The sequence below is a fragment of the Rhizobium aureum genome, from assembly GCF_030182495.1.
Lineage (GTDB): Bacteria > Pseudomonadota > Alphaproteobacteria > Rhizobiales > Rhizobiaceae > Rhizobium > Rhizobium tropici_C.
On sequence record NZ_JAQJCI010000004.1, the window covers coordinates 207484 to 230933 of the forward strand.

31 protein-coding genes are annotated in these 23450 nt (G+C 57.5%); 24 read left to right on the top strand and 7 right to left on the bottom strand.

Features of this window, described 5'->3' with window-relative positions; all coding sequences use genetic code 11:
* Positions 1-358: 358 nt before the first annotated feature.
* The 3 genes from PH552_RS12245 to PH552_RS12255 all read right to left on the bottom strand — a co-directional run bounded on the left by PH552_RS12245 (position 359) and on the right by PH552_RS12255 (position 3130).
* Positions 359-721: a hypothetical protein gene (locus PH552_RS12245; protein ID WP_285166008.1), complete on the bottom strand. Its 363-nt coding sequence runs from the start codon at positions 719-721 to the stop codon at positions 359-361.
* A 265-nt stretch (positions 722-986) separates the two neighbouring features.
* Positions 987-1265 (bottom strand): helix-turn-helix domain-containing protein, encoded by a 279-nt coding sequence (locus PH552_RS12250; protein WP_285166010.1) that lies wholly within the window; start codon positions 1263-1265, stop codon positions 987-989.
* A 503-nt stretch (positions 1266-1768) separates the two neighbouring features.
* A complete protein-coding gene (locus tag PH552_RS12255; RefSeq protein WP_285166012.1) occupies positions 1769-3130 on the bottom strand; it encodes an AAA family ATPase in 1362 nt (453 codons plus the stop codon).
* A 182-nt stretch (positions 3131-3312) separates the two neighbouring features.
* On the opposite strand from PH552_RS12255, the gene PH552_RS12260 reads away from it, so the two are divergent.
* Positions 3313-3924, top strand: a complete 612-nt coding sequence (locus tag PH552_RS12260; protein ID WP_285166013.1) for a putative metallopeptidase — start codon at positions 3313-3315, stop codon at positions 3922-3924.
* Here the strand turns inward: PH552_RS12260 and PH552_RS12265 are convergent.
* Positions 3921-4124 carry a hypothetical protein gene (locus tag PH552_RS12265; RefSeq protein WP_285166014.1) on the bottom strand — a complete coding sequence of 68 codons (204 nt, stop codon included), beginning with the start codon at positions 4122-4124 and terminating at the stop codon, positions 3921-3923. The two genes, PH552_RS12260 and PH552_RS12265, sit on opposite strands and share 4 nt — an antisense overlap.
* A 41-nt stretch (positions 4125-4165) precedes the next feature.
* On the opposite strand from PH552_RS12265, the gene PH552_RS12270 reads away from it, so the two are divergent.
* From PH552_RS12270 to PH552_RS12280, 3 genes are read left to right on the top strand one after another with little or no spacing between them, the layout of a single operon-like run.
* Complete coding sequence (locus PH552_RS12270; RefSeq protein ID WP_285166015.1) at positions 4166-4630, top strand: DUF2280 domain-containing protein; 465 nt, start codon at positions 4166-4168, stop codon at positions 4628-4630.
* A complete protein-coding gene (terL, locus tag PH552_RS12275; RefSeq protein WP_285166016.1) occupies positions 4617-6005 on the top strand; it encodes a phage terminase large subunit in 1389 nt (462 codons plus the stop codon). The genes PH552_RS12270 and terL overlap by 14 nt, the downstream gene beginning before the upstream one ends.
* Before the next feature lie 7 nt (positions 6006-6012).
* On the top strand, positions 6013-7902 hold the full coding sequence (locus PH552_RS12280) for an anti-CBASS protein Acb1 family protein (protein ID WP_350223713.1): 1890 nt from the start codon (positions 6013-6015) through the stop codon (positions 7900-7902).
* 2 nt (positions 7903-7904) lie between these two features.
* On the opposite strand, the gene PH552_RS12285 is transcribed toward PH552_RS12280, so the two are convergent.
* Positions 7905-8105, bottom strand: coding sequence for a hypothetical protein (locus tag PH552_RS12285; RefSeq protein ID WP_285166018.1), 201 nt, complete (start codon positions 8103-8105; stop codon positions 7905-7907).
* Between the two features lie 118 nt (positions 8106-8223).
* Between PH552_RS12285 and PH552_RS12290 the strand changes: the two genes are divergently transcribed.
* Genes PH552_RS12290 through PH552_RS12310 form a run of 5 tightly spaced genes read left to right on the top strand, consistent with a single transcriptional unit; the run spans position 8224 to position 11684 of the window.
* Positions 8224-9336 carry a DUF2213 domain-containing protein gene (locus tag PH552_RS12290; RefSeq protein ID WP_285166019.1) on the top strand — a complete coding sequence of 371 codons (1113 nt, stop codon included), beginning with the start codon at positions 8224-8226 and terminating at the stop codon, positions 9334-9336.
* A 13-nt stretch (positions 9337-9349) separates the two neighbouring features.
* The gene (locus PH552_RS12295; RefSeq protein ID WP_285166020.1) at positions 9350-9838 is read left to right on the top strand and encodes a structural cement protein Gp24; all 489 of its coding nucleotides are present in this window, start codon (positions 9350-9352) and stop codon (positions 9836-9838) included.
* 24 nt (positions 9839-9862) lie between these two features.
* Positions 9863-10834: a DUF2184 domain-containing protein gene (locus PH552_RS12300; protein WP_285166021.1), complete on the top strand. Its 972-nt coding sequence runs from the start codon at positions 9863-9865 to the stop codon at positions 10832-10834.
* Between the two features lie 14 nt (positions 10835-10848).
* Positions 10849-11136 (top strand): hypothetical protein, encoded by a 288-nt coding sequence (locus PH552_RS12305; protein WP_285166022.1) that lies wholly within the window; start codon positions 10849-10851, stop codon positions 11134-11136.
* 50 nt (positions 11137-11186) lie between these two features.
* Entirely contained in the window at positions 11187-11684 is a 498-nt protein-coding gene (locus PH552_RS12310; RefSeq protein ID WP_285166023.1) for a DnaT-like ssDNA-binding protein, read from the top strand.
* Here the strand turns inward: PH552_RS12310 and PH552_RS12315 are convergent.
* Positions 11681-11872 carry a hypothetical protein gene (locus tag PH552_RS12315; protein ID WP_285166024.1) on the bottom strand — a complete coding sequence of 64 codons (192 nt, stop codon included), beginning with the start codon at positions 11870-11872 and terminating at the stop codon, positions 11681-11683. The two genes, PH552_RS12310 and PH552_RS12315, sit on opposite strands and share 4 nt — an antisense overlap.
* Before the next feature lie 89 nt (positions 11873-11961).
* Here PH552_RS12315 and PH552_RS12320 point away from each other — a divergent pair, with 89 nt between their 5' ends.
* From PH552_RS12320 to PH552_RS12330, 3 genes are read left to right on the top strand one after another with little or no spacing between them, the layout of a single operon-like run.
* Entirely contained in the window at positions 11962-12324 is a 363-nt protein-coding gene (locus PH552_RS12320) for a hypothetical protein (RefSeq protein ID WP_285166025.1), read from the top strand.
* Positions 12321-13367 carry a head morphogenesis protein gene (locus tag PH552_RS12325; RefSeq protein ID WP_285166026.1) on the top strand — a complete coding sequence of 349 codons (1047 nt, stop codon included), beginning with the start codon at positions 12321-12323 and terminating at the stop codon, positions 13365-13367. Before PH552_RS12320 ends, PH552_RS12325 begins: the two co-directional genes overlap by 4 nt.
* Positions 13367-13813, top strand: coding sequence for an HK97 gp10 family phage protein (locus PH552_RS12330; RefSeq protein ID WP_285166027.1), 447 nt, complete (start codon positions 13367-13369; stop codon positions 13811-13813). Before PH552_RS12325 ends, PH552_RS12330 begins: the two co-directional genes overlap by 1 nt.
* On the opposite strand, the gene PH552_RS12335 is transcribed toward PH552_RS12330, so the two are convergent.
* Entirely contained in the window at positions 13770-13985 is a 216-nt protein-coding gene (locus tag PH552_RS12335) for a hypothetical protein (protein WP_285166028.1), read from the bottom strand. The two genes, PH552_RS12330 and PH552_RS12335, sit on opposite strands and share 44 nt — an antisense overlap.
* Positions 13986-14000: 15 nt before the next feature.
* Here PH552_RS12335 and PH552_RS12340 point away from each other — a divergent pair, with 15 nt between their 5' ends.
* The 12 genes from PH552_RS12340 (at position 14001) to PH552_RS12390 (ending at position 23444) form a co-directional block, all read left to right on the top strand.
* Complete coding sequence (locus PH552_RS12340) at positions 14001-14426, top strand: phage tail terminator-like protein (protein ID WP_285166029.1); 426 nt, start codon at positions 14001-14003, stop codon at positions 14424-14426.
* Between the two features lie 3 nt (positions 14427-14429).
* Positions 14430-14915: a hypothetical protein gene (locus tag PH552_RS12345; protein WP_285166030.1), complete on the top strand. Its 486-nt coding sequence runs from the start codon at positions 14430-14432 to the stop codon at positions 14913-14915.
* Between the two features lie 77 nt (positions 14916-14992).
* Positions 14993-15394 carry a hypothetical protein gene (locus tag PH552_RS12350; protein ID WP_285166032.1) on the top strand — a complete coding sequence of 134 codons (402 nt, stop codon included), beginning with the start codon at positions 14993-14995 and terminating at the stop codon, positions 15392-15394.
* A gap of 23 nt (positions 15395-15417) precedes the next feature.
* Complete coding sequence (locus PH552_RS33835; protein WP_483315493.1) at positions 15418-15726, top strand: phage tail assembly chaperone; 309 nt, start codon at positions 15418-15420, stop codon at positions 15724-15726.
* Between the two features lie 53 nt (positions 15727-15779).
* Positions 15780-17894, top strand: coding sequence for a hypothetical protein (locus PH552_RS12355; protein ID WP_285166033.1), 2115 nt, complete (start codon positions 15780-15782; stop codon positions 17892-17894).
* On the top strand, positions 17894-18550 hold the full coding sequence (locus PH552_RS12360) for a hypothetical protein (RefSeq protein ID WP_285166035.1): 657 nt from the start codon (positions 17894-17896) through the stop codon (positions 18548-18550). Before PH552_RS12355 ends, PH552_RS12360 begins: the two co-directional genes overlap by 1 nt.
* Entirely contained in the window at positions 18550-19179 is a 630-nt protein-coding gene (locus tag PH552_RS12365; RefSeq protein ID WP_285166036.1) for a hypothetical protein, read from the top strand. The genes PH552_RS12360 and PH552_RS12365 overlap by 1 nt, the downstream gene beginning before the upstream one ends.
* Positions 19176-19598, top strand: a complete 423-nt coding sequence (locus PH552_RS12370; RefSeq protein WP_285166038.1) for a DUF6950 family protein — start codon at positions 19176-19178, stop codon at positions 19596-19598. Before PH552_RS12365 ends, PH552_RS12370 begins: the two co-directional genes overlap by 4 nt.
* Positions 19598-22162, top strand: coding sequence for a phage tail tip fiber protein (locus PH552_RS12375; RefSeq protein WP_285166039.1), 2565 nt, complete (start codon positions 19598-19600; stop codon positions 22160-22162). Before PH552_RS12370 ends, PH552_RS12375 begins: the two co-directional genes overlap by 1 nt.
* A 9-nt stretch (positions 22163-22171) precedes the next feature.
* Entirely contained in the window at positions 22172-22579 is a 408-nt protein-coding gene (locus PH552_RS12380) for a hypothetical protein (protein ID WP_285166040.1), read from the top strand.
* A complete protein-coding gene (locus PH552_RS12385; protein WP_285166042.1) occupies positions 22579-23061 on the top strand; it encodes a hypothetical protein in 483 nt (160 codons plus the stop codon). The genes PH552_RS12380 and PH552_RS12385 overlap by 1 nt, the downstream gene beginning before the upstream one ends.
* Before the next feature lie 2 nt (positions 23062-23063).
* Positions 23064-23444, top strand: a complete 381-nt coding sequence (locus PH552_RS12390; protein WP_285166043.1) for a hypothetical protein — start codon at positions 23064-23066, stop codon at positions 23442-23444.
* Positions 23445-23450 lie beyond the last annotated feature (6 nt).

Genomic DNA, 23450 nt, shown 5'->3' on the forward strand with positions numbered 1-23450 from the left:
TTCTGATCGCGGACCTCATGTCCTTCAGGGACGAGGGAATACTCGCCGGGCCATTGCCTGACAATGCATCAGGCGCGATAGAAGAATTGCGCCTAGACACCAAGTCTCGCGACGTCCATCATATGCGTCATGACGCAGTATCATGTTGGCAATTGCCCTGCTTGTCGGAATGGCCGGCTATTTCTTTTCCGCGAGAGCGATACGGGCAATGTTTACGGTCATTGCGAGGAATGCGAACGGGGCTATCGAAGCCCGGAAGAAATCGAAGGTAACAGCGGTTTTCCGACTTTGCTCAATCAATCTGATGCAGATTGGGCAACTGAAGAGCAAATTGGCCGCAGCGTCTGGGCAAACTCTTTCAGAGCCCGGGTATTGGGTGTTGCGGGCTAGGCAAGTGTAATTGCTTCGCTAGCTTTTGAATTTCGTCGGCTTTCTTCTGTATATCTTGTGGGGAGGGACCAGGAGGGGCTGCAGATAGAGGATTAGCAAAATTGAGACCCGGTGGCGGGTGGTTAGCTAAATCTTCTGCCATTTTGGCCAGTTTGTCGGCTTGCTTATTAATTTCTGCAGCGCGGTCGCCAAGCATATCTGCAATGTTAGGCGGAAGCGCGGGCAGAGGAAGCTTCAGGAAGTTTTCCCAATTTGGAATATTATCGCGCACATAGTCAACTGCGACTATCACAGCGTATACAACGACTAGAAAGCGAATAATGCGGAACATTACCGGTCAGCCTCCCGCCTGAATACTATCGTTGTACTACGGATCACGTTTTTGAAAAAGGGCAGCGAGACAATGCTGCGTCGCCCCGGTAAATCGGGAAGAGCTGACATCTATGCGCCCATGCTACGGCATGGCTTCCCGGTACCAATTCCTCACCAGAGGACAGGACGGCACAATACGCCCCGCCTGCGGAACCGTCCTGAACAGAAAGCCTGGAGGCTGGAAAACTCCGCAGCCCGATCGGCATAACTGATGGTCTGGCTTTTCACTTTCCCTGGGCCGCCTGTGTAGAGAGCCTGACAGTTTCAGAGATCTCAAATGGCAGGCCGCCCGGAATAGCACCGGATGCATGAAGCGTAATAAGCGCCCAGTGTGCCGCCGCAACGTGAATAGGCCGAACCGGGTTCTTGCCCGCCTCAACATCCTGGTAGCTGCGAAGGGGCATTCCCATAGCTGCTGCAAATGCTGATTGCGTAAGGTGCGCACCCTCACGATAGTATTTCAGAATGTTTTCGCCGGTCGCTGTGGTCGTCGCCCAATTCATTGAAGGTTCTCCTTCACTCTGCTATAACGCTGGGAACCGGAGAGGTGGCTAGACCCCTCCGGCCCCCGGTTTACCGACCGATGGAGAGTGTTAATCTCCATTTGCCGATCCGGACTTGGAGTGTGAGCTTAACGCCCATTTGGACCTCCTTGTCCTGCCGAAGCGGGATTGCTTCGGTGATTTGGTTATCGCATAACCACGTAATACGTGCAAGCAAAAAGTACGTAATACGTGTAAAATAACTAAGCCGTCCGACTTGTCATCGGGCGGCTTTTGCATTTCGGTAGATCGTGGATGTGCAGGCTATAATATTCAGTACATCCAAGATTGCCGGCAGGTATTCGACTATATGCTGTATCATTGGCAACACCTCCTTTCTGGATCAGTTATCCGTATAGGGAGGGGTAACTCGCCAATGGTTGTTTCCACCACCGCACGCCACGCGGGGCCGGGGCGGAATCCCTCATATTCGGCGCTAAGTGGGCCAGCCGGTGGACCTTCCTTCAGTCCACCTTGGCGATAATCTTGTCGGCTATCGCTATCATTTCGTCTACAAGTTCGGGTCGAAGAATTCTCTTCTCGTCCAATAGACCTGCAACGGCTTCCGTCGCTTTTCGCGCTGGTTTTGTGCGGACATCCTTGGCCGGAATGCGGATGAATTCATAGCCAGGGAATTTGTGCTCTAAAGTGCTCGCCATCTCTTTTTTGTCAGAGTCGAGGATGCCAACGACTTTTGAGAAGCCCAGATCCTTTAATATTCTGGCGATCTTCTCCATTTTTTCTGCGCCTCCGGCACCCCACCCAAAAAAGGAACCGGGTAGTTTTTTCCCGACTTGATCGAAAACCAAAGGATAGAGGACCACGTCCTCCTGGCCTTCAGTGAGAATGATGCCATCTTCTTGAAAGAACAGTTCTTTGGCATTTGTGCCGAGAACATGCGGATTATTGATATCCGTGATTAATCCATTTATCGCCTGCTTAGAGTCATCCGAAAGCTGATGAATGGAAGTGCCAGTGACCTCATCGGAAACCACTCGAACGAGGTGTGCTCCTTTGCCTAAGGCTGAAAGATCAACGAAATACGGCGAATGCGTAGAGATGACGATCTGTCGGTCCTTGGCATACTCGGCGATGATAGCGCTCATCCGCTTCTGCAAGCTTGGATGCAGTGAAAGCTCGGGCTCGTCTATGACCACCATGTTGCCGGCGGCGCTGTCGTATAAGGCATCTGCCATCGCGAAGATACTTACGATACCTTCTCCCAATCCATCGCTGGTATGTGAATTGCTCCCAGTGATGAACTTGAGGAAATATTGGCCTTGATCTGAGAGATCGATAGACCATTTCGGTTTAAATCCGAGTGCCTTCTCTAGCAATTCGTTAAAAGCACTAGGATTTTTCTCGATCTTGAATAGCCTTCCCTCGAACCCGCTTAATTGTGACGCGCGGCTGGTCGGTAGCCCATAAATGTTGGTGTAGCTATGTCGGTCCGAATCGTTTTTGCCAAAATATGGAGAAAAAGCTCGCCGAGACGGGAGGACGAATAGATGAAATTGTTCGTCGCGTCCTGTTCGGGAGGTTTCGCTCGATCCAGGTCGGATTGATCGCACTGCCTCATTCTTTCCGTTTACGCAGTACTCAATCTCAACGGAATCGCTTTTTGCATTTCTCATGGAGTTGGTAAAGCTCGGGGATTGATAGCCGTTACGAGCGCGCAGCGCTTCAATGATCGATGATTTCCCTGAATTGTTTGAACCACTTATGATGGTTAAGCCACTACCGGCCTCTCCATTTGGGACGGCAAAATCCATTGATTGAGAGGCGCTGAAGCCTCGATAGCCTGAAATGGAAATCTTGCTTAGCATCTAACTATTCTCTTCTGTCAGACTGTGCCCTGGATTGGCATGGGCTTCACTTTGATGGATGGAGTCTTAGCTGGAAAGAACGCATTAACCTCGTCGCGTTGCGAATCGCGCCCCGACAAGAGCTCTTACACAGCGTCAGAATAGAACGTTGGCCTGCAACCAGTGATAAGGCAAGCTCGAATATGCGCCCACTGCCGCCTGACGACATAATCGAGAATACGAGCGTCCGCTTTGAGCCGGCTCTCGATCTCCTGGAATGGGCTCGCTCAACCTTCATCGACGAAACTGCCGATCTCGTGAACGAGGATCATGCCCACCTCCGCGTTGCCACTATCGGCATGCTGTGGACCAACGTCGAGAATGGCAGGAACGGCCGTCGCATCATCGGTCAATGCGAGATGGGGTTGCCGCCTGCCGGGAAATGGCAACGTGCCAGGATCGAGCTTCAGCTCACCCAATGGTTCGGCGACGTGCCTGATTTCGTCCTGACCTTTGATGCCCACTATGCCTCGATCTGCTCAGATGCTGAGTTCTGCGCGTTGGTCGAACACGAGCTTTATCATGCCGGGCAAGAGCGAGATGCTTTCGGCGCTCCCAAGTTCCGCAAGATGAGTGGCCTCCCGGCCTTCACCATTCGCGGTCATGACGTAGAGGAATTCGTTGGCGTGGTACGTCGCTATGGTGCAGATGCCGCCGGGGTACGCGCGATGGTCGACGCGGCCAACCAACCGCCTGAAATATCCCGGGCCAATATCGGCCATGTATGCGGGACATGCCATTTGCGCGTCGCTTAGCGCGACCGCGAGTTAAGCTGGTCCAAGGTGCTTTGCAGGTTGTTTATAGCTTGCTGTTCTGTACCGACGATATCGTTGATAGTAGGCGCACCTACAGTCACTCCCTTATCATGAAGCCGCAACACTTGGTCTATGTGCGCCTTGTGGGATTCAATCATTTGCTGCAGCAGCTTGCGAAAATCGTCATCTGTTGAACTCAATTTTATCTCTCCTCAGGATTTGACGGGACTTTGACACAGCCATGGCGAAAGCAAAACTCTCCGATGAGGTGAAGACCTACATCGTGCAAGCCTTGGCGTGCTTTGACAGTCCATCGATCGTTGCGTCTGCAGTCAAGAAGGAATTCGACATCGACGTTAGCCGCCAATTAGTGGAGAGCCACGATCCGAACAAGAAGGCTGCCTCCGGATTAGCGCCGAAATGGCGAGCGCTATTCGAAGAGACCCGCAAGACGTTTCTTGAAGACACTGCTTCCATCGCAATAAGTCACCGCACGGTGAGGTTGCGTGCGCTTCAGCGCATGGCCGACAAGGCAGAGACCCAAGGCAACATGGTACTGGCGTCATCGCTCTTAAAGCAGGCGGCGGAAGAGGTCGGCGGCGCGTACACCAATCGGCGCGAGATCACCGGCAAGGACGGCAAGGACCTGCCGACGCCTGTCTCTCCGGTGACGATCTTCCAGTTGCCCGACAATGGCAGGGGATGAAAAGGGCGCGGCAGCCCAGACAATCATTCGGCCGCAGCCAGGGCCTCAAACCACTTTCCTGTCATCGCCGGCTGATATCGCCATCTACGGCGGCGCGGCGGGCGGTGGCAAGACATGGGCGCTCCTCATGGAGCCGCTGCGCCATGTCAGCAATCCCGGTTTTGGTGCTGTCTTCTTCCGTCGGAACTTGACGCAGGTCCGAAACGAAGGTGGCCTCTGGGATGAAAGCGAGAAGCTCTATCCGCACCTGAGCGCAACGCCGCGATCGGCGCCGGATTTGAGTTGGACGTTCCCGTCAGGGGCAGGCGTCGCCTTCGCTCACCTCGAGCATGAGAAGACAATCTACAATTGGCAGGGGTCACAGATCCCGCTCATTTGCTTCGACGAGCTGACGCACTTCTCGGCAAAGCAGTTCTGGTACATGCTTTCTCGAAACCGCTCCATGTGCGGCGTTCGGCCGTATGTGCGGGCGACCTGCAATCCCGACGCGGATAGCTGGGTAGCGGAATTCATCGCTTGGTGGATCGATCAGGAGACAGGGATTGCGATCCCCGAGCGATCCGGTGCGCTCCGCTGGTTCATTCGCATTGGCGATACCATCATATGGACGGATAGCCCGGAAGAGCTCGCTCATCACGTCAATCCTCTGACCGGTGAGCCGATCCCGCCAAAGTCGGTGACGTTCATCCCGGCCAAGTTGAGCGACAATGCTCTCTTGCTGGCTGCCGACCCCGGCTATCTCGCAAACCTAATGGCCCAGCCGACGGTTGAGCGCGAGCGCCTTCTTGGAGGTAACTGGAAGATCAGGCCGGCGGCCGGTCTCCTGTTTCGACGTGGTTGGTGTGAGGTCGTCGATGCTATCCCGGCCGGCGCACGGTGGATGCGCGGATGGGACTTCGGCGCCACGCCAAAGACCGAAAGCAATGATCCGGACTGGACGGCTGGAACGAAGATCGGGAAACTGCCGGATGGTCGTTTTATCGTCGCCAACCATGTCAGAGACCGCTTGTCACCATCTGGTGTCGAACGCCTGCTGAAGAATACAGCGGATGCTGACGGCAAAGAGGTCCAGATCTCATTGCCGCAAGACCCGGGCCAGGCCGGCAAGTCACAGGTCACGAACCTGACGAAGTTGCTCGTGGGCTTCAATGTGAGGGCAACGCCTGAATCGGGCGACAAGATAACGCGCTTCGCTCCATTCTCGGCGCAAGCGGAAGCGGGCAACGTTTTGGTGCTTCGCGCACCATGGAACGAAGACTGGTTTTCGTCACTCGAGAGCTTCCCCGAAGCGGCCCACGACGACGACGCCGACAGTACAAGCCGCGCGTTTAATGCGCTCCTGAGTGCAAGCACCTTCACGCTTGCGAACGTTTGAGGCCTTTATGGGAAACGTCATCACGCTCATGCGCGACAGCCTGACGAGCTTGGTTTCCCGTATGGGCACCGATCGAGACAAGGCAGCGACCACCTTCTATACTCAGCCCATCCTCACCGATGAGCAGATCATCGCGGCATATCGTGGTTCCTGGCTACCGAGGAAGATCGTGGATATTCCGGCGCTGGATAGCTGCCGGAAATGGCGGAATTGGCAGGCCGACGAAAAGCAGATCGAAGCCATAGAGGCCGAAGAGAAGCGCCTGAACGTCAAGGGCAAGGTGCTTGAGGCTTCCAAGAAGGCTCGTCTCTTCGGCGGCGCGGCTCTGCTGATCGGTACCGGCGATCCGGATCCTTCGCTACCCTTGGAGCCAGAGCGCATCAGCAAGGAAGGGCTGCAGTACCTAACGGTCATGACGCGTCGGCATCTGGCCGCGGGTGAGATCGATCGGGATGTCTCTTCCGAATGGTATGGCAAGCCGAAGGTCTACACGGTCACCGCGGCCAATGGGACGCAGGTCAATGTTCACCCGTCACGGCTCGTCACCTTCAGCGGGGCGATGGCGCCGGATACCGATTTCGAACTCAGCATCACAAATAGTTCCGGTTGGGGCTGGGGCGAAAGCGTGCTGACCGCAACCCTTGATGCCATCAAGAATGCCGACGCCACGGCAGGCAACATCGCGTCCCTGATCTTCGAGGCCAAGATCGACATCATCAAGGTTCCGAATTTCTCGGCCAACATCGGTAACCAAGCCTATGAAGACGCCGTGCTACGCCGGTACCGCCTGGCGAACACGATCAAGGGCATCAACGGGACACTCATCCTCGATACTGAGGAAGAATACGAGAGCAAGAGCGCGGAGCTTGGCGGCCTGACCGACATTCTCATGGGGTTCATGCAAATCGTCTCTGGTGCCGCCGATATCCCGGTCACGCGCCTTCTCGGGCAATCGCCGGCCGGCCTGAACTCGACGGGCGAGAGCGACATGAAAAACTATCATGATCGCATCCAGTCCATGCAGGAGCTGGATTACACGCCGGCGATGGCTCGCCTGGATGAATGCCTCATCCGATCGGCCACCGGCGCTCGCGATCCCGCCATCTATTACGCCTGGGCACCGCTCGAGCAGATGAGCGAGAAGGACAAGGCCGACATCTTCAAGACCAAAGCCGACGCCGCCCGGCAACTTGTCGGTACCGGCACCGGTCAGGAGATCATTCCGCGCGAAGCCTTGTCGGATGCTCTGGTCAACGCTCTCGTCGAGGACGGCTCGTTGCCAGGGCTTGAGGCCGCAATCGAGGAGTTCGGCACGCTTGCTGAAAACCAGCCGACCGAAGAAGAACTTGCAGCCGCCGCCGCGGCCACAGCAGCCCAGCAGGCCGCGAAAGGCCAGCAGAACGGCAACCCGACCCAACAGGCCAAAGACGCCGAGCCCAAGTCGCTCTATGTCAGCCGCAGCGTGACCAACGCTGCCGATATCATCGCGTGGGCCAAGGGGCAGGGCTTCGAGACGACGCTGCCCGCCGACGACATGCATGTGACCGTCATGTATTCGCCTACCGCCGTAGATTGGATGGAAGCGGGGCAGGATGCTTGGAACGACGATGGCACGCTGACAATCCCGCCGGGTGGGCCGCGTGTGGTTTCGCTGTTCGGGCAGGGCGCTATCGTGATCGAGTTTTCTTCCGCCGCACTGCAATGGCGCCACGAGGAACTGAAGCGGATCGGTGCAGAGCCTACCTATCCGAACTACAGCCCGCACATCACGTTCACGTATCAGCCTGGCGATGTGGATATCGACAAGGTCGAGCCATACCGCGGCGCGATCGAGCTCGGTCCGGAGATCTTCGCGGCGGTTAAGCAGGATTGGGCGGCAAGCGTCTCTGAAGAATGACGCTATTCCTCTTCGGCCAAGCGCTGCAGTTCCTGCCAGCCAATTCTGTACCCGTCTGGATGTATAATGCTGGTCACCTTCTCGTCGCTACGCATCGCTGCGTCAACGCTGCGCCAAGCGTCTTTTGCGGTCGGCTTTTCATAAGTGATCGGTTTAGCGCCGTTGATGTGCGTAAGCGGTTCATGGGTGATCTGGAAAGGCATTAGAGGCTCCATCGTGTGATCGCGCCATCGCTCGGCGCACACCATAGATGGAGTTCTGGGAGGCTGAACGCCAGAGATCGGCACTGTCATCCCTACAAATCTCGCAATTGAGGAAGCCATGCAGCTCTTCGACACTGTGACCTTGGACGGCATCCGCCGTACCCAAGACGGATACCTCGTTGCCAATGCCAAAGTGGCGCGTACCGGCATCCAACTGTACACGGGCCGCGAGGTCGACCCGGACAACCAGCATGGCCTGCGGGATAAGGCCGTGGTGCGGGTCTATAGGCCAGAGGACGAGGTCTTCGCGCAGGATGCGATGCACTCCTATGCGCACCGACCGGTGACAGACGATCACCCTTCCGAACAGGTCACCGCGGACAATTGGAAGCAGTTCTCGGTTGGTCAGACTGGAGGCGATGTGGTGCGCGACGGGGAATTCGTCCGCGTTCCCCTCGTGCTCATGGATGCAGCCGTCATCGCCAAAGTCGAGGGTGGCAAGCGTGAGCTCTCTATGGGCTACGACACCCAGCTCAGGTTTGAGGATGGCGTGACGCCAAAGGGCGAGCAGTACGACGCTATCCAGACATCCCTTCGCATGAACCATCTTGCCGTCGTCTCCGCGGCAAGAGGCGGTTCGAACCTCAGGATAGGAGACGATGGGAAAGGAACACGGTCAATGACGACCCGAACCCTCATGGTTGATGGCCTTTCGGTCGATTTGACCGATAAGGACGCTCAGATCGTGCAGCGCGCGATCGATGGGCTCAACAAGCAGATCGCCGACCTGCAGACAGCGGCCGGCGAGCATACGAAGGCAATCGCCGCCAAGGATGCCGAACTCGCCAAGCGCGATGCCAAGATCGACGAACTGCAGGGCAAGATCCTGTCGGACGCCGATCTTGACAAGCGCGTCCAGGCACGCGCCGATCTGATCACGGTTGCCAAGGCGATCGCGAAGGACGTGAAGACCGAAGGCCTGTCGGATGCCGATATTCGCAAGGCTGTTGTCGTCGCCAAGGTTGGTGACTCAGCAATCGCCGGCAAGGCTCCGGCCTATATCGACGCCCGCTTCGACCTCCTCGTTGAGGACGTGAAGAAGGCCGCCGGCACCGATCCGCTCGCCAAGGCTCTTGCCGATGGCGTCCACTCCACCGCCGATGCCGACAAGGTCGCAGCCGATGCTTACGCGCAGATGGTTGCAGACATGAAGGCCGGTAAGGCCAACTAAGGAGACGCCTACGATGGCAACCTACCAGACCACTTACTCCAATGCTCCTGCCAAGGGTCTGCATGGTCAGATCTCCTCGGAGGAGAAGTGCAACAAGATCAGCCGCACCGTCGAGGACGCGGCCGGCATCAAGTTCGGCGTTCCCGTCCAGCGCGGCGCAGGCGATCACGGCGTTGTCGCCATGGCCGCAGGCAAGTTCCTCGGCATCGCGGTTCTGAACCCGGCCGTGCCGCCGGTCGCTCCTGGCTCGACCCTCGTCGATGGCTACCCGCAGTATTTCACCGGCGCGTTCATGACGACGGGCACAATGTACGTCACGGCCGGCGGTGCCGTCGCTGATGGTGGCGATGTCTATTACAACACCTCGACGGGCCGTTACGTCGGCGCGGCGGGAACCAACATCATCGGCCCGCTGCCGGATACCTTCTTCGAAACCACCGGCGCGAACGGTGACATCGTTGAAATCTCCGTCGGCCTCCGCCCGGTCACGCCTGCCGCGTAACCGAACACGAAAGGACACCAGACAATGAACCAGATCGTGCGCCAGCATTTTGCCGATGCTCAGGCTGCGATGCCCTTCGTGATCGCGCAGGGCCGCAACATCGAAACCCGCATCTACCAGCGGCGTTACCCGACGTTCAACTATGGCGCTCACGTGCCCGTTGTGACAGAAGGTAACGAATGGGCGATCGGAACCACGTTCTTCACCGTCGATACCGCAGGCGAGGCAAAGTTCCTCTCCGGCGCCGGCACCGACATGCCGTTCAACCAGGCAACGAAGGACATGCAGAGCCATGACTTTGCCATGCTCGGCTCTGGCTGGGAATGGAACCTCGAGGAGGTCAATCAGGCAGCCCTTTATGGCATTGACCTGAACGGCACCAAAGCCCTTTCGGCGGCCGATAAGGTCGAACGCCTGCTCAACTCCATCGCGATGATCGGCAGTACCGAAAAGAACTGGACCGGCTTCGTCAATGCTCCCGGTGTCTCGCGCGCCGATGTTGCCGCCGACGGTACCGGCTCCGTTACTTTCTGGTCCGCGAAGACCCAGGATCAGATCCTTCGCGACGTGAACGATCTGATCTCTGCTGTTCGCCGGAACACGCTGGAAGTCGAGTGGATCGACAGCCTGCGCCTCCCGCCCGACGCCTTCCGTCTGATCGCCACCAAGCGTCTCGCTGATGGCGACGGCACCATGACGGTGCTGGAATATCTTCGGAAGAACAACGTCTACACGGCGGAAACCGGCCAGCCGCTCGACATCCAGCCGCTGCGCGAACTAGCGACGGCCTCGCAGGATGGCGGCGGCCGTATGGTCGTCTACCGTCGTGATCCGGAAGTGCTGCGCTTCCACCTCCCGATGCCGCGTCGAGTGCTGCAGCCGCGCCAGAAGTCCATCATGGGCTTTGAAACCGGCATCATCGCTCGTACGGGCGGTACGGAGGTTCGTCTCCCGGGCGCGATGGCCTATGGCGACGAAATCACCCCGGCACCGTAACGGAGGATCGACCCATGAAGGTCACAAACACCAGCAAAGCCTTGCAGGGCATCAATACCCTGCAAGGCGTCAAGTATTTGGAACCCGGCAAATCGGCTGATGCCGAGTTCTCCGAATCAGGTCTCGCGCAAGCCAAACGTCTGCCGTTCCTCTCGATCGAGGATGACGCCGGCGAACCAGTCGACGGTGGACTTGACCGGGACGACCTCAAGAAGCAGGCCGCAGAGCTTGGCCTTGAATATCCCCGCAACATCACCACCGAGAAGCTCAAAGAGCTGATCGATACGAAGCTTGCGTCCTGACAATCATCCCGGCAGGAAACTGCCGGGTCACCTTTAATTCGGAGATAGACATGGCTGGATACGGCGATAATCAAGGCTTCCGCGACTATGCGACCGGCGCCGGCTATGTCATCCCCGAGGGGACGAGCGATGCCGATATCGCCGCAGCACGTCAACGCGGCTCTATCGTAATCGATCGGTACGAAATGCGGTTCAGCGGCACGCGCACCGGCGGTTACGCCCAAGATCGAGCATGGCCGCGCACCGGCGCGACGACCTACTACGGTGACCCGATCCCAAGCGATGTGATCCCGGCGGCAATTGTCAATGCCAGCTATGAGGCTGCGTTCCTGGAGTTGACCAATCCGGGTAGTCTCTTGCCGGTCATCACGCCAGGCGCGGCGGTGAAGCGGGAGAAGATCGGACAGCTCGAAGTCGAGTACCAGCAGACGCCATCAAGCGCGACGGTAGATGATCTCGTGCAAATGGCAACGCCGGTCGTCTCCATCATCGAAGGCCTGCTTTGGCTCTTCCTACGGCCCTGTCTGCCGGGGATATTAGCCGTTTAATGAATCTGAGCAGGCTTCGCCGCTAGTTCAAGCACGTATTCCTCCGCTGCATCTGCGAGTGTGAGTGCAATCGCCGCTTCGCTAAACCCTTTGGAGTGAAGTTGTTCAATCATGTCGCGGATTGCCGCCTCAACGAGCTTGCGGCAGTCATTCTTTCGAGCCTCACGGCGGAGTTTTAATTCGCTCATGTCATGCGCCCCTAAACAAAAAAGGCAGCATGTCACCGCTCGAAAATTAGGAAATACGGCAAACGACTAGGGTCATATAGAAAAACGCGATGGCAAACGCTCTCTACACGCGGCTGCAGGCCACAGCGAAGCGCCTGATCGAGAAGTATGGGCAGAGCGGCACGGTGAAGCGCTTCACGCCTCCCGATCCGATCTTGGGCGGCGACGGAACCGTAACGCCATATCCGGCCAAGCTCGTGCCGATGACTTACGACCAGCGCTATGTCGACGGCGCGACGATCCTCGCCAACGACCGGCAGGTCTACATCTCATCCGTCGGGCTCGCCATCGTGCCTCAGGTCGGTGACATCGTCTCGGCCGGCGGTGTCGACTATCACGTCGTCAATGCGGATCCAAACAACTTCGATGGCGTGACGAATGTCGTCTATGTGGTTCAGGGGCGCTTGGCATGAACCTTGATGAGCTACTCGCCAAGTACGAGCCACGCGTTGCTCAGGCCTTCCGCGAGGCAATCGAAGCGATTAAGTCTGCCGCCGTGCTCAAGACCATCGTTGAGCGCCTAGAGCGCGGCGATATCACTGGCGCCGTTGATGCGCTCCAAGTCGAGCCGGAAGCTTTCGCTTCCCTTGAGCTGGCGCTGCGCGAGGCGTTCAATGCCGGCGGCGTCAATATGGTGCAGAGCCTTCCGTCGCTCATGTCACCAGACGGAACACGCGTTCTGTTTCAGTTCGGCGTCCGCAACATCGAAGCCGAAAGGCTGATCAGAGAGCAGTCCTCTACTCTTGTGACGAACATCACTGATGATCAGCGGCATGCTCTACGATCGGTATTTGAAACCGGGCTTGCGGCGGGCAAGAACCCGACCGCGACGGCGCTGGATGTCATCGGGCGGGTGAACCGCGTGACGGGCAGGCGAGAGGGCGGTACGATCGGCCTCAACTCCAGACAGGTCGAGTTCATCTACGGTGACAGAGGAGCCCGCGCCAACCTAATTTCCGGCGATCCCGAGCGGATGCGTACCTATCTGGACCTCAAGACCAGGGACAAGCGGTTTGACCGGTCCGTGCTTGCTGCCATCAAGGAAGTGCGCCCGGTCGACGCCGATATGGTGACGAAGATCGTCGGGCGCTTGAACGATAAGAACCTGCAGCTTCGCGGTGAAACGATAGGCCTTGAAGAGACGAGAAAGGCGCTTTTCTCTGTCCGTGACAATGCCATTCGCCAGCAGATCGATGCGGGCAAGATCGACGCAGACGTGGTCACCAAGACATGGAAGCGTTCGCCGGCAGATCATCCCCGGCTGCAGCACACCATGATCAGCGGCACCTCTGTCCAGCTCGATCAGCCGTTCACAATGCCGGATGGCACGCAATTGATGTATCCGCATGATCCTGATGCGCCGGCGCGGCATACGATCGGATGCCATTGCCGCCTGGAATATGACATCGACTACATCGCGGCCGGGCTCCGCCGTTATCGGGCGAGGGCCGCCTGATGGCAACGCTCTCGTTTGCGGCGCAAGTGGCCGGGTGGGCGGAGAAGGTTCCTGAAGCAGTCGAGGCAGTCCGCAATCAAAGCGCCGCCGACGTCGTCAAAGAAATGCAGACGCTAGATTCTGAAGGTGGCCGACTGCCGTTCGATACTGGCTTTCTGTGGGCCTCTCTGATGGCATCGACGGCCGCAATGCCTTCGATCAATCGGAATGCAAAGCCGGGCGACGGGCAGGTCTATCAGTTTGATTTCTCGGCCGTTGAGGCGGTGATCGCTGGGGCATCGCTCGATGACACGCTCTACTTCGGCTACACGGCGGCTTATGCTGGCTATCAAGAATACGGGGCCAATGGCCGGCCACCGGCGGCATTCGTACGATCAGCGGTCCAGAATTGGGATCAGCACGTCAATCGCAACGCTGAGAAGGTTCGGAAGGCATTTGGCCTGTAGCCGCCTCCATCTTCATCATGAGCGTCATCTGATAGGTGAACAGCGCCAGGCGAGCCGCCTTTAGCGTGTTGTTGCCGAACTCTGTCGCGCCTTCCTCACGGGCGAGCATGAGCCATGCGTTGTGCAGGGCTTCATGAACCTCTCGATCCGACAGGGGCGGCTTTTCAGACATAGGTAGCACCGATACATGGCGACCACGACCGACGCAATCATATTCGCTGCATTGCAGGCGCACTTGCGGACGATGCCCAATGTCCTGCCGATCGCTGGCCCGAACGTTACGTTTCCGGCTGCAGGGCAGACGAAGCCAGAGAAATTCCTGAAGCTCGACTTCCTGCCGAACCGGACGCGACAGATCACGCTTGGCGACGATCCGCAGCAGAAAATCGGGCTGTTGCAGGTTTCGGTCATGTGGCCGGTCGGAAAGGGCATCCTCGATGCCGTGGAAGTGGCCGGCACGATCATCAACCGCTTCAAGAACCAAGTCCTATTCGCCTCTGGCGTGAAGATCACGATCAGCAGCGAGCCGTGGGCAGCAAGCCCAATCCAAGACGTGGACCGGCTGAATATCCCGGTCACCGTGCCTTACATCGCCTTTGAACCGGAGACCTAACCCATGGCGAACAAATCCACCAAAAAGGGCTCGAAAGTTTACGTCTGCGCGACGGCCCAAAACAGCGATCTTGTCGAAAGTGCCTATGCCGCTCTGACATGGGTTCAGGTCGGCAAAGTCGGCAATATCGGTGACTTCGGCTCTGACTCCACCATCAACAATTACAATACCTTGGACGAGCCTGTTCAGCAGAAACAGAAGGGTGTCGCCAATGCCGGCGATCCGCAGATCGAAGTGGCTTCCGTTGGCGACGATCCGGGCCAGATGATCCTGCGCACCTTCGGAGATCCGCTGAACATCAACAACATCGCCATCAAGATCGAGCGCAATGATGCGCCTCCCGGCAAGACAAATACGATCTTCTATTCCCGCGGTGTCGTTTCCGGCCCGCTCTATCCCGGTGGTGGTTCCGATGATTTTGATCTGGAGCGCTTCACCATCGGCCTCAACCAACTGCCGATCCGCGTCGAGCCGGTAGACACCCCGTAAGCGCGACCCCGCCAGACCGTATGCGCGCGTCCAGTCGGGCGCGTGCGACAACCCACGCCAACCAGTAAGGTGCTTCCTTGGACATCTCCAAACTCGTCAATTCCGAAGACCTCTTTGAACTTCAGCTCTTGCATCCCGCAACCGACGAGCCGCTCGGCATTACGTTTATGGTCCGCTCGGCTGAGAGCAATGAAGTGAAGAAGGTCGTTCGCCAACATTCCGACAAGTTCCTCGCCAGCCGCAAGAAGAAGCTGACATCGAGCAAGGTCGAAGACGAATATCTCGACCGCGCCGCCGCTTCGATCGCTTCCTGGAGCTGGGGCGAGCAGCAGTGGAAGGGCGAGCAGCCGGTGCTCTCCTTCGAGAAGGCTCGTGAGGTCGTCGAGGAGGCGGGCTGGATTTACGATCAGGTCTCCGCCGCCAGCGAGGAGCGGGCAAATTTTACGAAGAACTCGGAGAAAGGCTCTCCGAAGCGGTAGCCATCGTAGCGCGCTACGACACCCTGAGGGATAAGAACGGGGAAACACGGCGCGAGCGAAACGAGGCATTCGAGGTCGACAGCCCGGATCCCGACGTTCCCGAGTTCTGCACATTGCTGTGGGACTGGTTTTGGCAGTTGCGATCGGCACAGGCTCCGGGGTTTAGCGGCCCGGTACCGATCTCCAATGCTGAACTGCTCGCTTGGCTCCAACTTACCGGCAATGTCCTACGACGGGAGGAAATTGCCATCTTTCGCACCATTGACCTCCGCTACGTGACGGAGGTCGAGCGGGAGGCTGAGGCGATCCGAGAGCGAGAAAGTCAGAAATAGGGTTTTGGGTGCTCGGCGCCCCATGTTTGCCATTGTATGGGAAAGGCTGAGCTATGGCTGATGTCGCGCAACTCGGCGTGCAAGTTACCAGCAATGGCGTCAATGAAGCCACGGCTGGGCTGACGAAGCTTTCCGGTGCCGCAGCTCGGGCCCAGGCTGATACCGAGAACCTCTCCCACGCCAGCCTTGGCGCCATTGGTGCATCTTCCGCCGCGGCCAAGGCCTATGCGGATGTCGGATCGGCTGCGGCCTCGTCCTCAAAGCAGGTCGAGATGATGAACCGCGCGGCAAATCAGAACAATGCCGCCCTGAATGCAACCATAGCGCCGTCGAAGAATGTCGCCTATCAAGCCCGTATGATGGCCTTGCAGCTCTCGCAGGTCGCGCAGCAGACGCAGGCCGGTGGCGATTTCATCCGAGCACTCGCCATTCAGCTTCCTGACTTGGCGACAGGTTTCGGAGCCGTTGGTATCGCGATCGGCGTCGTGGGTGGCATTGCACTTCAGTATTTCGGTACACTGATCGGAAGCGGTGAAGATTCAGCGAAGGTGCTCAAGGAGCAGCAGCAGCTTATCGAGGCCACCGCGCAGGCATGGGATGAGGCCGTCCCGGCGCTTCAGCAGTATGTCGATCAGCTTCAGCGCGCAGCCGATCTGAAGAATTTGGACGAGTCCCTGAAAGTCCTCAGTCAGCAGACGATTGCCAACGTCAAGAGCAGCGTCGATGATCTCAGAGGATCGTTCGCCAATCTGACGCAAGATTTGCGGCAGGCCGGCGAAGAAGATCAGGTCATCATCAATCTGGAAAAGGCGTTCAATGATTTCGTGAAGGCGGCCCAAGAAGGCAAAGACGTCACGAGTCAAGTGAAGGCCGTCAACGATGCCCTCTCGGCGGCGATCAACAGCACGGGGCTGCCGGCGCTATCCGAATGGGCGACGTCATTCAACGGCGTGGCGACGGCGGCGGCAAATGCGGCAGGCAAGGTGGAGCAGCTATCAAACTCTGCGCTTACAGCAAAACTCTTTGGCGGCGACAAACTGAACCCGCTCAACCCACTCTCGATCTATGATGGAAAGGTCGTCTCGAACGATAACAATCCGCCTGGAACGGTAGTCACGGATGATGGGCGTTACGTCCCGACCCCTACGCCTTCCGATCGGCCTTCGCCATATGGCTTTGCGGAGCCGAAAACGAACACTGCCGGGCTCAAGCGCAACGCCGATGCCTACCGCGATCTCATCAAGAATGCCCACGACCGCATCGACCAGATGAAGCTTGAAGCTCAGACGGCCGGCGAAACGGGCATTGCAGCGGAAACTCTGAGTTTCAAGCTCAAGCTGTTGCAGGATGCCACCGATAAGGGCCGGACGGTGACCGCTGCGCAGCGCGCAGAGATCGAAAAGCTTGCCGACGCTTATAAGGAGGCTGCGACTGCTGCAGCGACCGCCAAGCTCCAGGCCGACCTCGCCTTTCAGCAGAGGCAGATGGGCCGATCGACGCTCGATCAGACCGTAGGGTCCACGCTGCAGCAATATGGCCTGCCTGATGATTTGAACTCATATGAGGCCAGCCTTATTCGCGCCAATGAGCAGATGAAGACGGCTCGCGAGCTGGCGGGCGACTTCGTTTCGACGCTCACAAGCGGTCTGCGCAACGGGGAGGGGCTCTGGAAGTCCTTCGGTAACGCCGCCCTGAGCGTCTTGAACAAGATCACTGATACTCTACTCAATGACGTGCTGAACGCCTTGTTCAAAGTCGGCTCTGCTGGGTCTTCGGGTGGCGGCCTGTTCTCTAGCCTTCTTGGTTTGGGTGGCGGCGCGTTCCCACCGGCTCCGACCCCGAGCATCGGTCTATATGCCAACGGGACAAATTCGGCGCCAGGCGGCCTTGCATGGGTGGGCGAACGAGGCCCTGAGTTGGTCAATCTCCCGCGGGGGGCGCAAGTTGTGCCGAACCATCGGCTTACTGCGTCCAATCAGAATGACGCCAGCGGCTCCGCTTCCGGCGTGCATGTCACGGTCGGTGTCACGGTCGATCAGAACGGAAACCTGAAGGCCTATGTGAAGAACGTCGCGCAGAGCGAGGCAAAGGATGCGGTTGGTCAGTATGACAGCCAGGTGCTGCCGTCTCGCGTCAACCAGATAAACAAGGATCCGCGGGCGCGATAATGGCACTGACCTTTCCCCTGTCGTTGGCGAACTTCGCTGACAAGCTGAAAATCGTCTCAGTCAAATGGCAGTTGCAGCGCCGTGATGAGATTTCAGGGCTCGGTAGCGGCCTCGTCCTCACGGCGCAGCTATCGCCGCCGCTGTGGACCGGCTCTGTCACCCTGGCACCGCTTTATCATGGCGAAGCGGATCAGATACAGGCGCTCATTGAAAGCCTCGACGGCTCCCTGAACGACTTCTATCTCTATTCGCCTCGTCGAGCCTATCCTCAGGCCGACCCTACAGGATCTATCCTTGGAGCGGCTACCCCACAGATTGCGGCGCTTGGAGTCGACAATAAATCGATCCAACTCCAGGGCCTTCCGAACGGATATAAGCTCACGGCTGGTGACTTCCTGCACTTCGATTACGGGAGCAATCCAGTTCGACGTGCTTTCCATCGGCTGATGGAGACAGGATCGGCCAATGGTAGCGGTACCACGCCGATGCTCGAGGTGCGGCCCCACCTTCGGCCGGGAGCTGTGGTTGGCGCGGTAGTCACGCTGATCAAGCCCGCCGCCCGCTGCTTTATTCCACCGGATACGTTTGATCCGGGCGAAACCGCCGCGATGATCGCAGGCGGCATGTCGTTCCAAGTGATGCAGAGGATTGTCTGATGCGCGATAACATTGATAGCGCGACAGCCGCCTATCTGCAGGCGCGCCGTGGAATCATCCGGCGCAATTTCGTCTGGGTCGAGGCGAAGAACAGGAGCACCGGCGGCGTCGAAACCATGGGCCTTTGGGATGGCGACGAAGTGGTGACGGCCACCGTTATCAGCGGGCAAACAGGCCTGCCGGTGAGCCGGATTTACGTCGGAGCCGGTTCTCTTCTCAACGTCGACAGCATTCCCTTGACCACCGACCTGACGGTGCGGACGGTCAAGGTTTCCCTCTCGCAGATAAATGCTGCCGTTCAGCAGATGGTTCGCGGCTACGACACACGCCGGGCTCCCATCGAAATCCATCGCGGATTTTTCAGTATCGATACAAACGATCTGGTGGCACCACCAATCCCGCGTTTCGTCGGGTGGATCAACGGCAACCCGATCAATACGCCTCCCATTGGTCAATCGGGGAACATAGAGGTCTCATGTGTTTCCCACACCCGAGCCCTCACATTCCTCAATCCAGCGAAGCGGTCGGATGAATATCAGCAGAGGAGGAGCGGCGATCGTTTCCGCCGCTATACCGACGTCGCCGGCAATTGGCAGATCTATTGGGGTGAGAAACGGGCGAACACATGACGATCGAAAGAAAGTACACCTGGCGCTCCGATCTGTCGGCCTACATCCATTCAGTCGCGAGAGCACCGTTCGAATGGGGAGGGCATGACTGTGCCCTCTTTTCCGCTGGCGCTGTCGAAGCAATGACTGGCGTTGATATCAGCGCCGACTATCGCGGGCGATATACCACCCTTGCCGGTGGCCTTCGCCTTCTGAAGCGGAAGGGCTTCGCCAGTCATGCCGATCTCGCCGCATGTATCTTCGAAGAGATACCGGTCGCCATGGCATCCGTAGGCGATATTGCGGCGATCAAGGTCGAAACAGGCGGGATCTATGCAATTGGCGTTGTCCAGGGGCCGCGCATCTATGTCGTTCGGCCGGGTGAGGCTGGATTAGGAACGGTCGATCTCTTGGCCGCTGAAAGGGCTTTCCGAGTCTAATGCCAATCATTCGTGTTCTTCTAATCGCCGCATGGTTTCTGCTGGCGATGATCTCGCTTGCCCATGCGGACCCGATCACGGCCGCTATCACGACGATTGCGACTACGATCGGGCAACTCGGCGTCGCTGCAAAGCTGGTGTTGGGCATCGCGCTCGAGGTTGGCGGCTCGCTTCTATCACGAGCGCTTGCGAAGAAGCGGGATACACCACAGTCGGGCATCAAAACAGATGTAGCTTCTGGGGGGAATAATTCCCTTGCTTTCATCGTGGGTACCTATGCCACGGCAGGCAGCCATGAATATGTCGGGAGCTGGGGAAGCGCCGGGAAGACGCCCAACGCCTACCTGACGCAGGTTCGATCGCTCTCTGATTTGCCTATCGCCGGTGTGGGCAATCGCATCTGGATCAATAGCGAAGCCTGCACGATCGACTATAGTGATACCAGTTATGGCACCCAAGGTTTTCCCGTTAATGAGTTCAAGACCAACGGCAATGACAACCACCTTTGGGTGAAGCCGTTAACCGGAAACCAGATTGCTGCTGACCCATTTTTGCTGTCGAAATTCGGGACCGATCCTGATCGGCCGTGGTTAAATGACATGATCGGTCGTGGCGTCGCCATGGCGATATTCACCGCTCAGTATGATCGTGAGCTCTTCACAAGCACGCCGTCGCCCATCTTCGAGGTTCAGGGCATCCCGCTCTATGACCCGCGCAAGGATTCAACCGTTGGCGGCTCGGGATCGCATCGCTGGGGCCAGCCGGGAACCTATGAGTTCTCGGATAACAACGTCGTCATCATCTACAACATCATGCGCGGCATCTACTATGCCGGCACGTTGATTTACGGTCCTGCGGTACCGGCCGCTCGTCTCCCGCTTTCTAATTGGTTCGCGGCGATGAACGAATGCGACCGCCTAATCAATCTTGATGGTGGCGGTACCGAAAGACAGTTCAGGGCCGGCTACGAGATCGAAACCTCCAATAAGCAGCCGGTCGATATCATCGACGATATCTTGCTCGGCTGCAACGGTCGGATGGCGGAAATCGGCGGCGTCTATAAGATCCACGTGGGCGCGCCGGCGCTCCCAGTCTACTTCTTTACCGATGACGATATCATCGTCACGGACGGCCAAAGTCTCGATCCTTTCCCTGGCTATGAGAACACCTACAACGGCGCATCGGCCTCATATCCGGAGCCGGAAACCGGCTGGCAGATGAAGGATGCGCCGCAATACAGCGATGCAAGCTTTCTGGCGGCCGATGGCGGTGAAATCCGCCTCGCCTCGTTGGAGTTCAATGCCACACCGTTTCCGGTGCAGGTTCAGCGCCTTATGCGGTCAGTTACCAATGACAACCGCAACTTCCGGCGCCATCAGATCAATTTGCCACCTGAGGCGTGGCTGTACGAGCCGCTTGATACCTTCTCGTGGTCGAGTGACCGCAACGGCTACGTGTCAAAGCAGTTCCTGAACACGGGTATGGATGATCTCGACAACGCCAACCAATCGGTGGCGCTGTTGGAGACTGATCCGACCGACTATGATTGGAGCCCGACATTCCAGCTCCCTTGGACGGTGGGGCCGCTTACGCCGAAGTTTCCACCATCCCAGCCCATGTACGGCTGGCAGGTAGGACCGGCGACTATTAACGATAGCAATGGCGTACCTTGGCGTCCGTCGATGTTTGTCAGTTGCGCGCCGGATCAAACGGATGTCAGCAATGTATGGGTCCAAGTGCGGCTGGCGGCAACGGGAGATATCGTTTTTGACAGCGATTCCACACGTTACGGCTCGCCCTATAGCTGGGTCCTGAATGCCAATTTCAAAGGCAATACAGACTATGAGGCACGAGGAAGATTTGTGCCGTTCTCGGGTCGAGCAACCGAATGGTCTGCATGGCTGCCGGTCACGACGCCAAATGTCCTAGTTACCGATCTGCTGGTCGATCTGGCGCACGTTAAGAACGACATCCTTAACCGCTTTAAGGAGCTGCAGGCCGAGATAGATGATACTAGGCCGCTGATCGAACAGCTCTTGGTCAATACCCAATCCGATAGCGTAATTTTTGACGCCGCACAGCGAACTCTTACCGCTACGGTTGGAGAAAACAAGGCGTCTTTTGATGAGCAAATCGCCGTGGTCGCCGATGATATATCGGCTGCTGTCGCCCAAACAACTGAGATATCCGCAGAACTGGCAGACCGCTTTGCCGAAGGACTCATCAAGTTTGCTGCTGCCGCCGACCAGACAGGCGTGAATGCTCGCTTTTCGATCTTCCTGCGCGCCGGGGTAGGTGACGCCTATATCGAAAGCGGCATGTTCCTCGAGATCTACACAGTGAGCGGTGTGCAGAAATCGCGCTTCTCGGTCTTGGCGGATCAGTTCAGCGTTCTGAACCCTGACAATCTCGGCCAGTCATTTCTGCCTGTGGTGGTCGAGGGCGGTGTGTTGAAGGCACAATTCGCCAACATCGGCACAGTAACGGCCGGTCTCATCAACGGCGGTCCCGGAGCAAAGATGGTGATCGATATCACCAACGGCTCAATTACCGTTTCTGATTGAGGAGGGATCATGGTTGCTAGAGCACTGATATGGCCCGCACGTATCATTATTTCGAGGCCTGGGGTCCCGGTTTCAGGTTCGATTGCCGACAGCGACAAGATATTCGACTCCGATTGGAATTGGTCAGGTCTGCTCCTCGAGGCAAAATCTGCAACCGATCCAGGTGGCGGAGATTGGAACGTTTTGTTCAATCATGATTACGGCTATCGACCATGCGTTGTTGCCAGGATGCTTGCAGCGAGTAGCGTGTCGGTGCCGTGGTCCGGCCCGAGCGTGCAATCACCTTCGCAACAAATGGGGGCAGGGCAAGCGGTCCCGATAATTTACAGCGACAGGATCGTGTTTCCGCGAGACCGCACAACTGGCGGTTCAATGAACTATGGCACGATCGAATATGAAGTTTATGGCGTCGATTGATGGCAAACAGGATAAAAATTGGCTTCAACCCGGCAGTCTCGGATTACGGCATTTTCATCAGCAAGCCTGGACGGGATGTTTCCGACACAAGCACAAACTATCTGCTGGATAGCCGCTATCGTACGCTGATGCTTCACGCGAATGGCCAAGTAGGCATGACCAGCTATTCGGGCGTTGCAGGGAAAACAATCTGGTATGCCGAGGTAAGCTTTCCAGATCTCGGATATCGGCCGGTTTTCTTCGGCAATATCAAATATGACAGCGCCAACCCAGCCAATATCCCGGTCAATAGCGCGGGAGTTCCAATCTCGCTGTGCGGAACCTACGGTCAGGTCGGTTCCGGCGGACAGGTGTTCCTCGAAAGCGGCGTTTGGCTTTTCAACAACACCACACTTCGCGGGCGGGCAGTTATGGATGTAAGCGGCTCGGGCGGCAGTATGACCATGACCTGGATGGTCTTCAAGAACAGGTTTGGTGAATAGCCATGGTCAGGCGTGTCTGTATCGGCAATTCCGGCGGTTCGTTTCTATTCCGATCCAGCCAGGCCGGAAACGATGCCGTTTCCGGTGATATTTCGCGGATGGCGATCTACGAGGGACAGGTGCCGATGGTGCCGAAGGCCTTCGGCGAGGTGGACGTTCCGTTTAGCCTGAGCTTGGGGGCATCAACGACGGTGAACATTCCTTCGCAGGTGTTCTCATACCCGCCATTCATACTCATCAAATCTACGGATGGAGTCTTGCCCGGCACAGATACCATTGGCGGCTGGTTTGTGGCGGGAACAACGCCACGCCTGCAACTCTACAATCGGGCGCAGCCAGGTATTACCCGTCGCCTGCGTTGGTGGGCATTCGCTGAACTTTAGGACAAA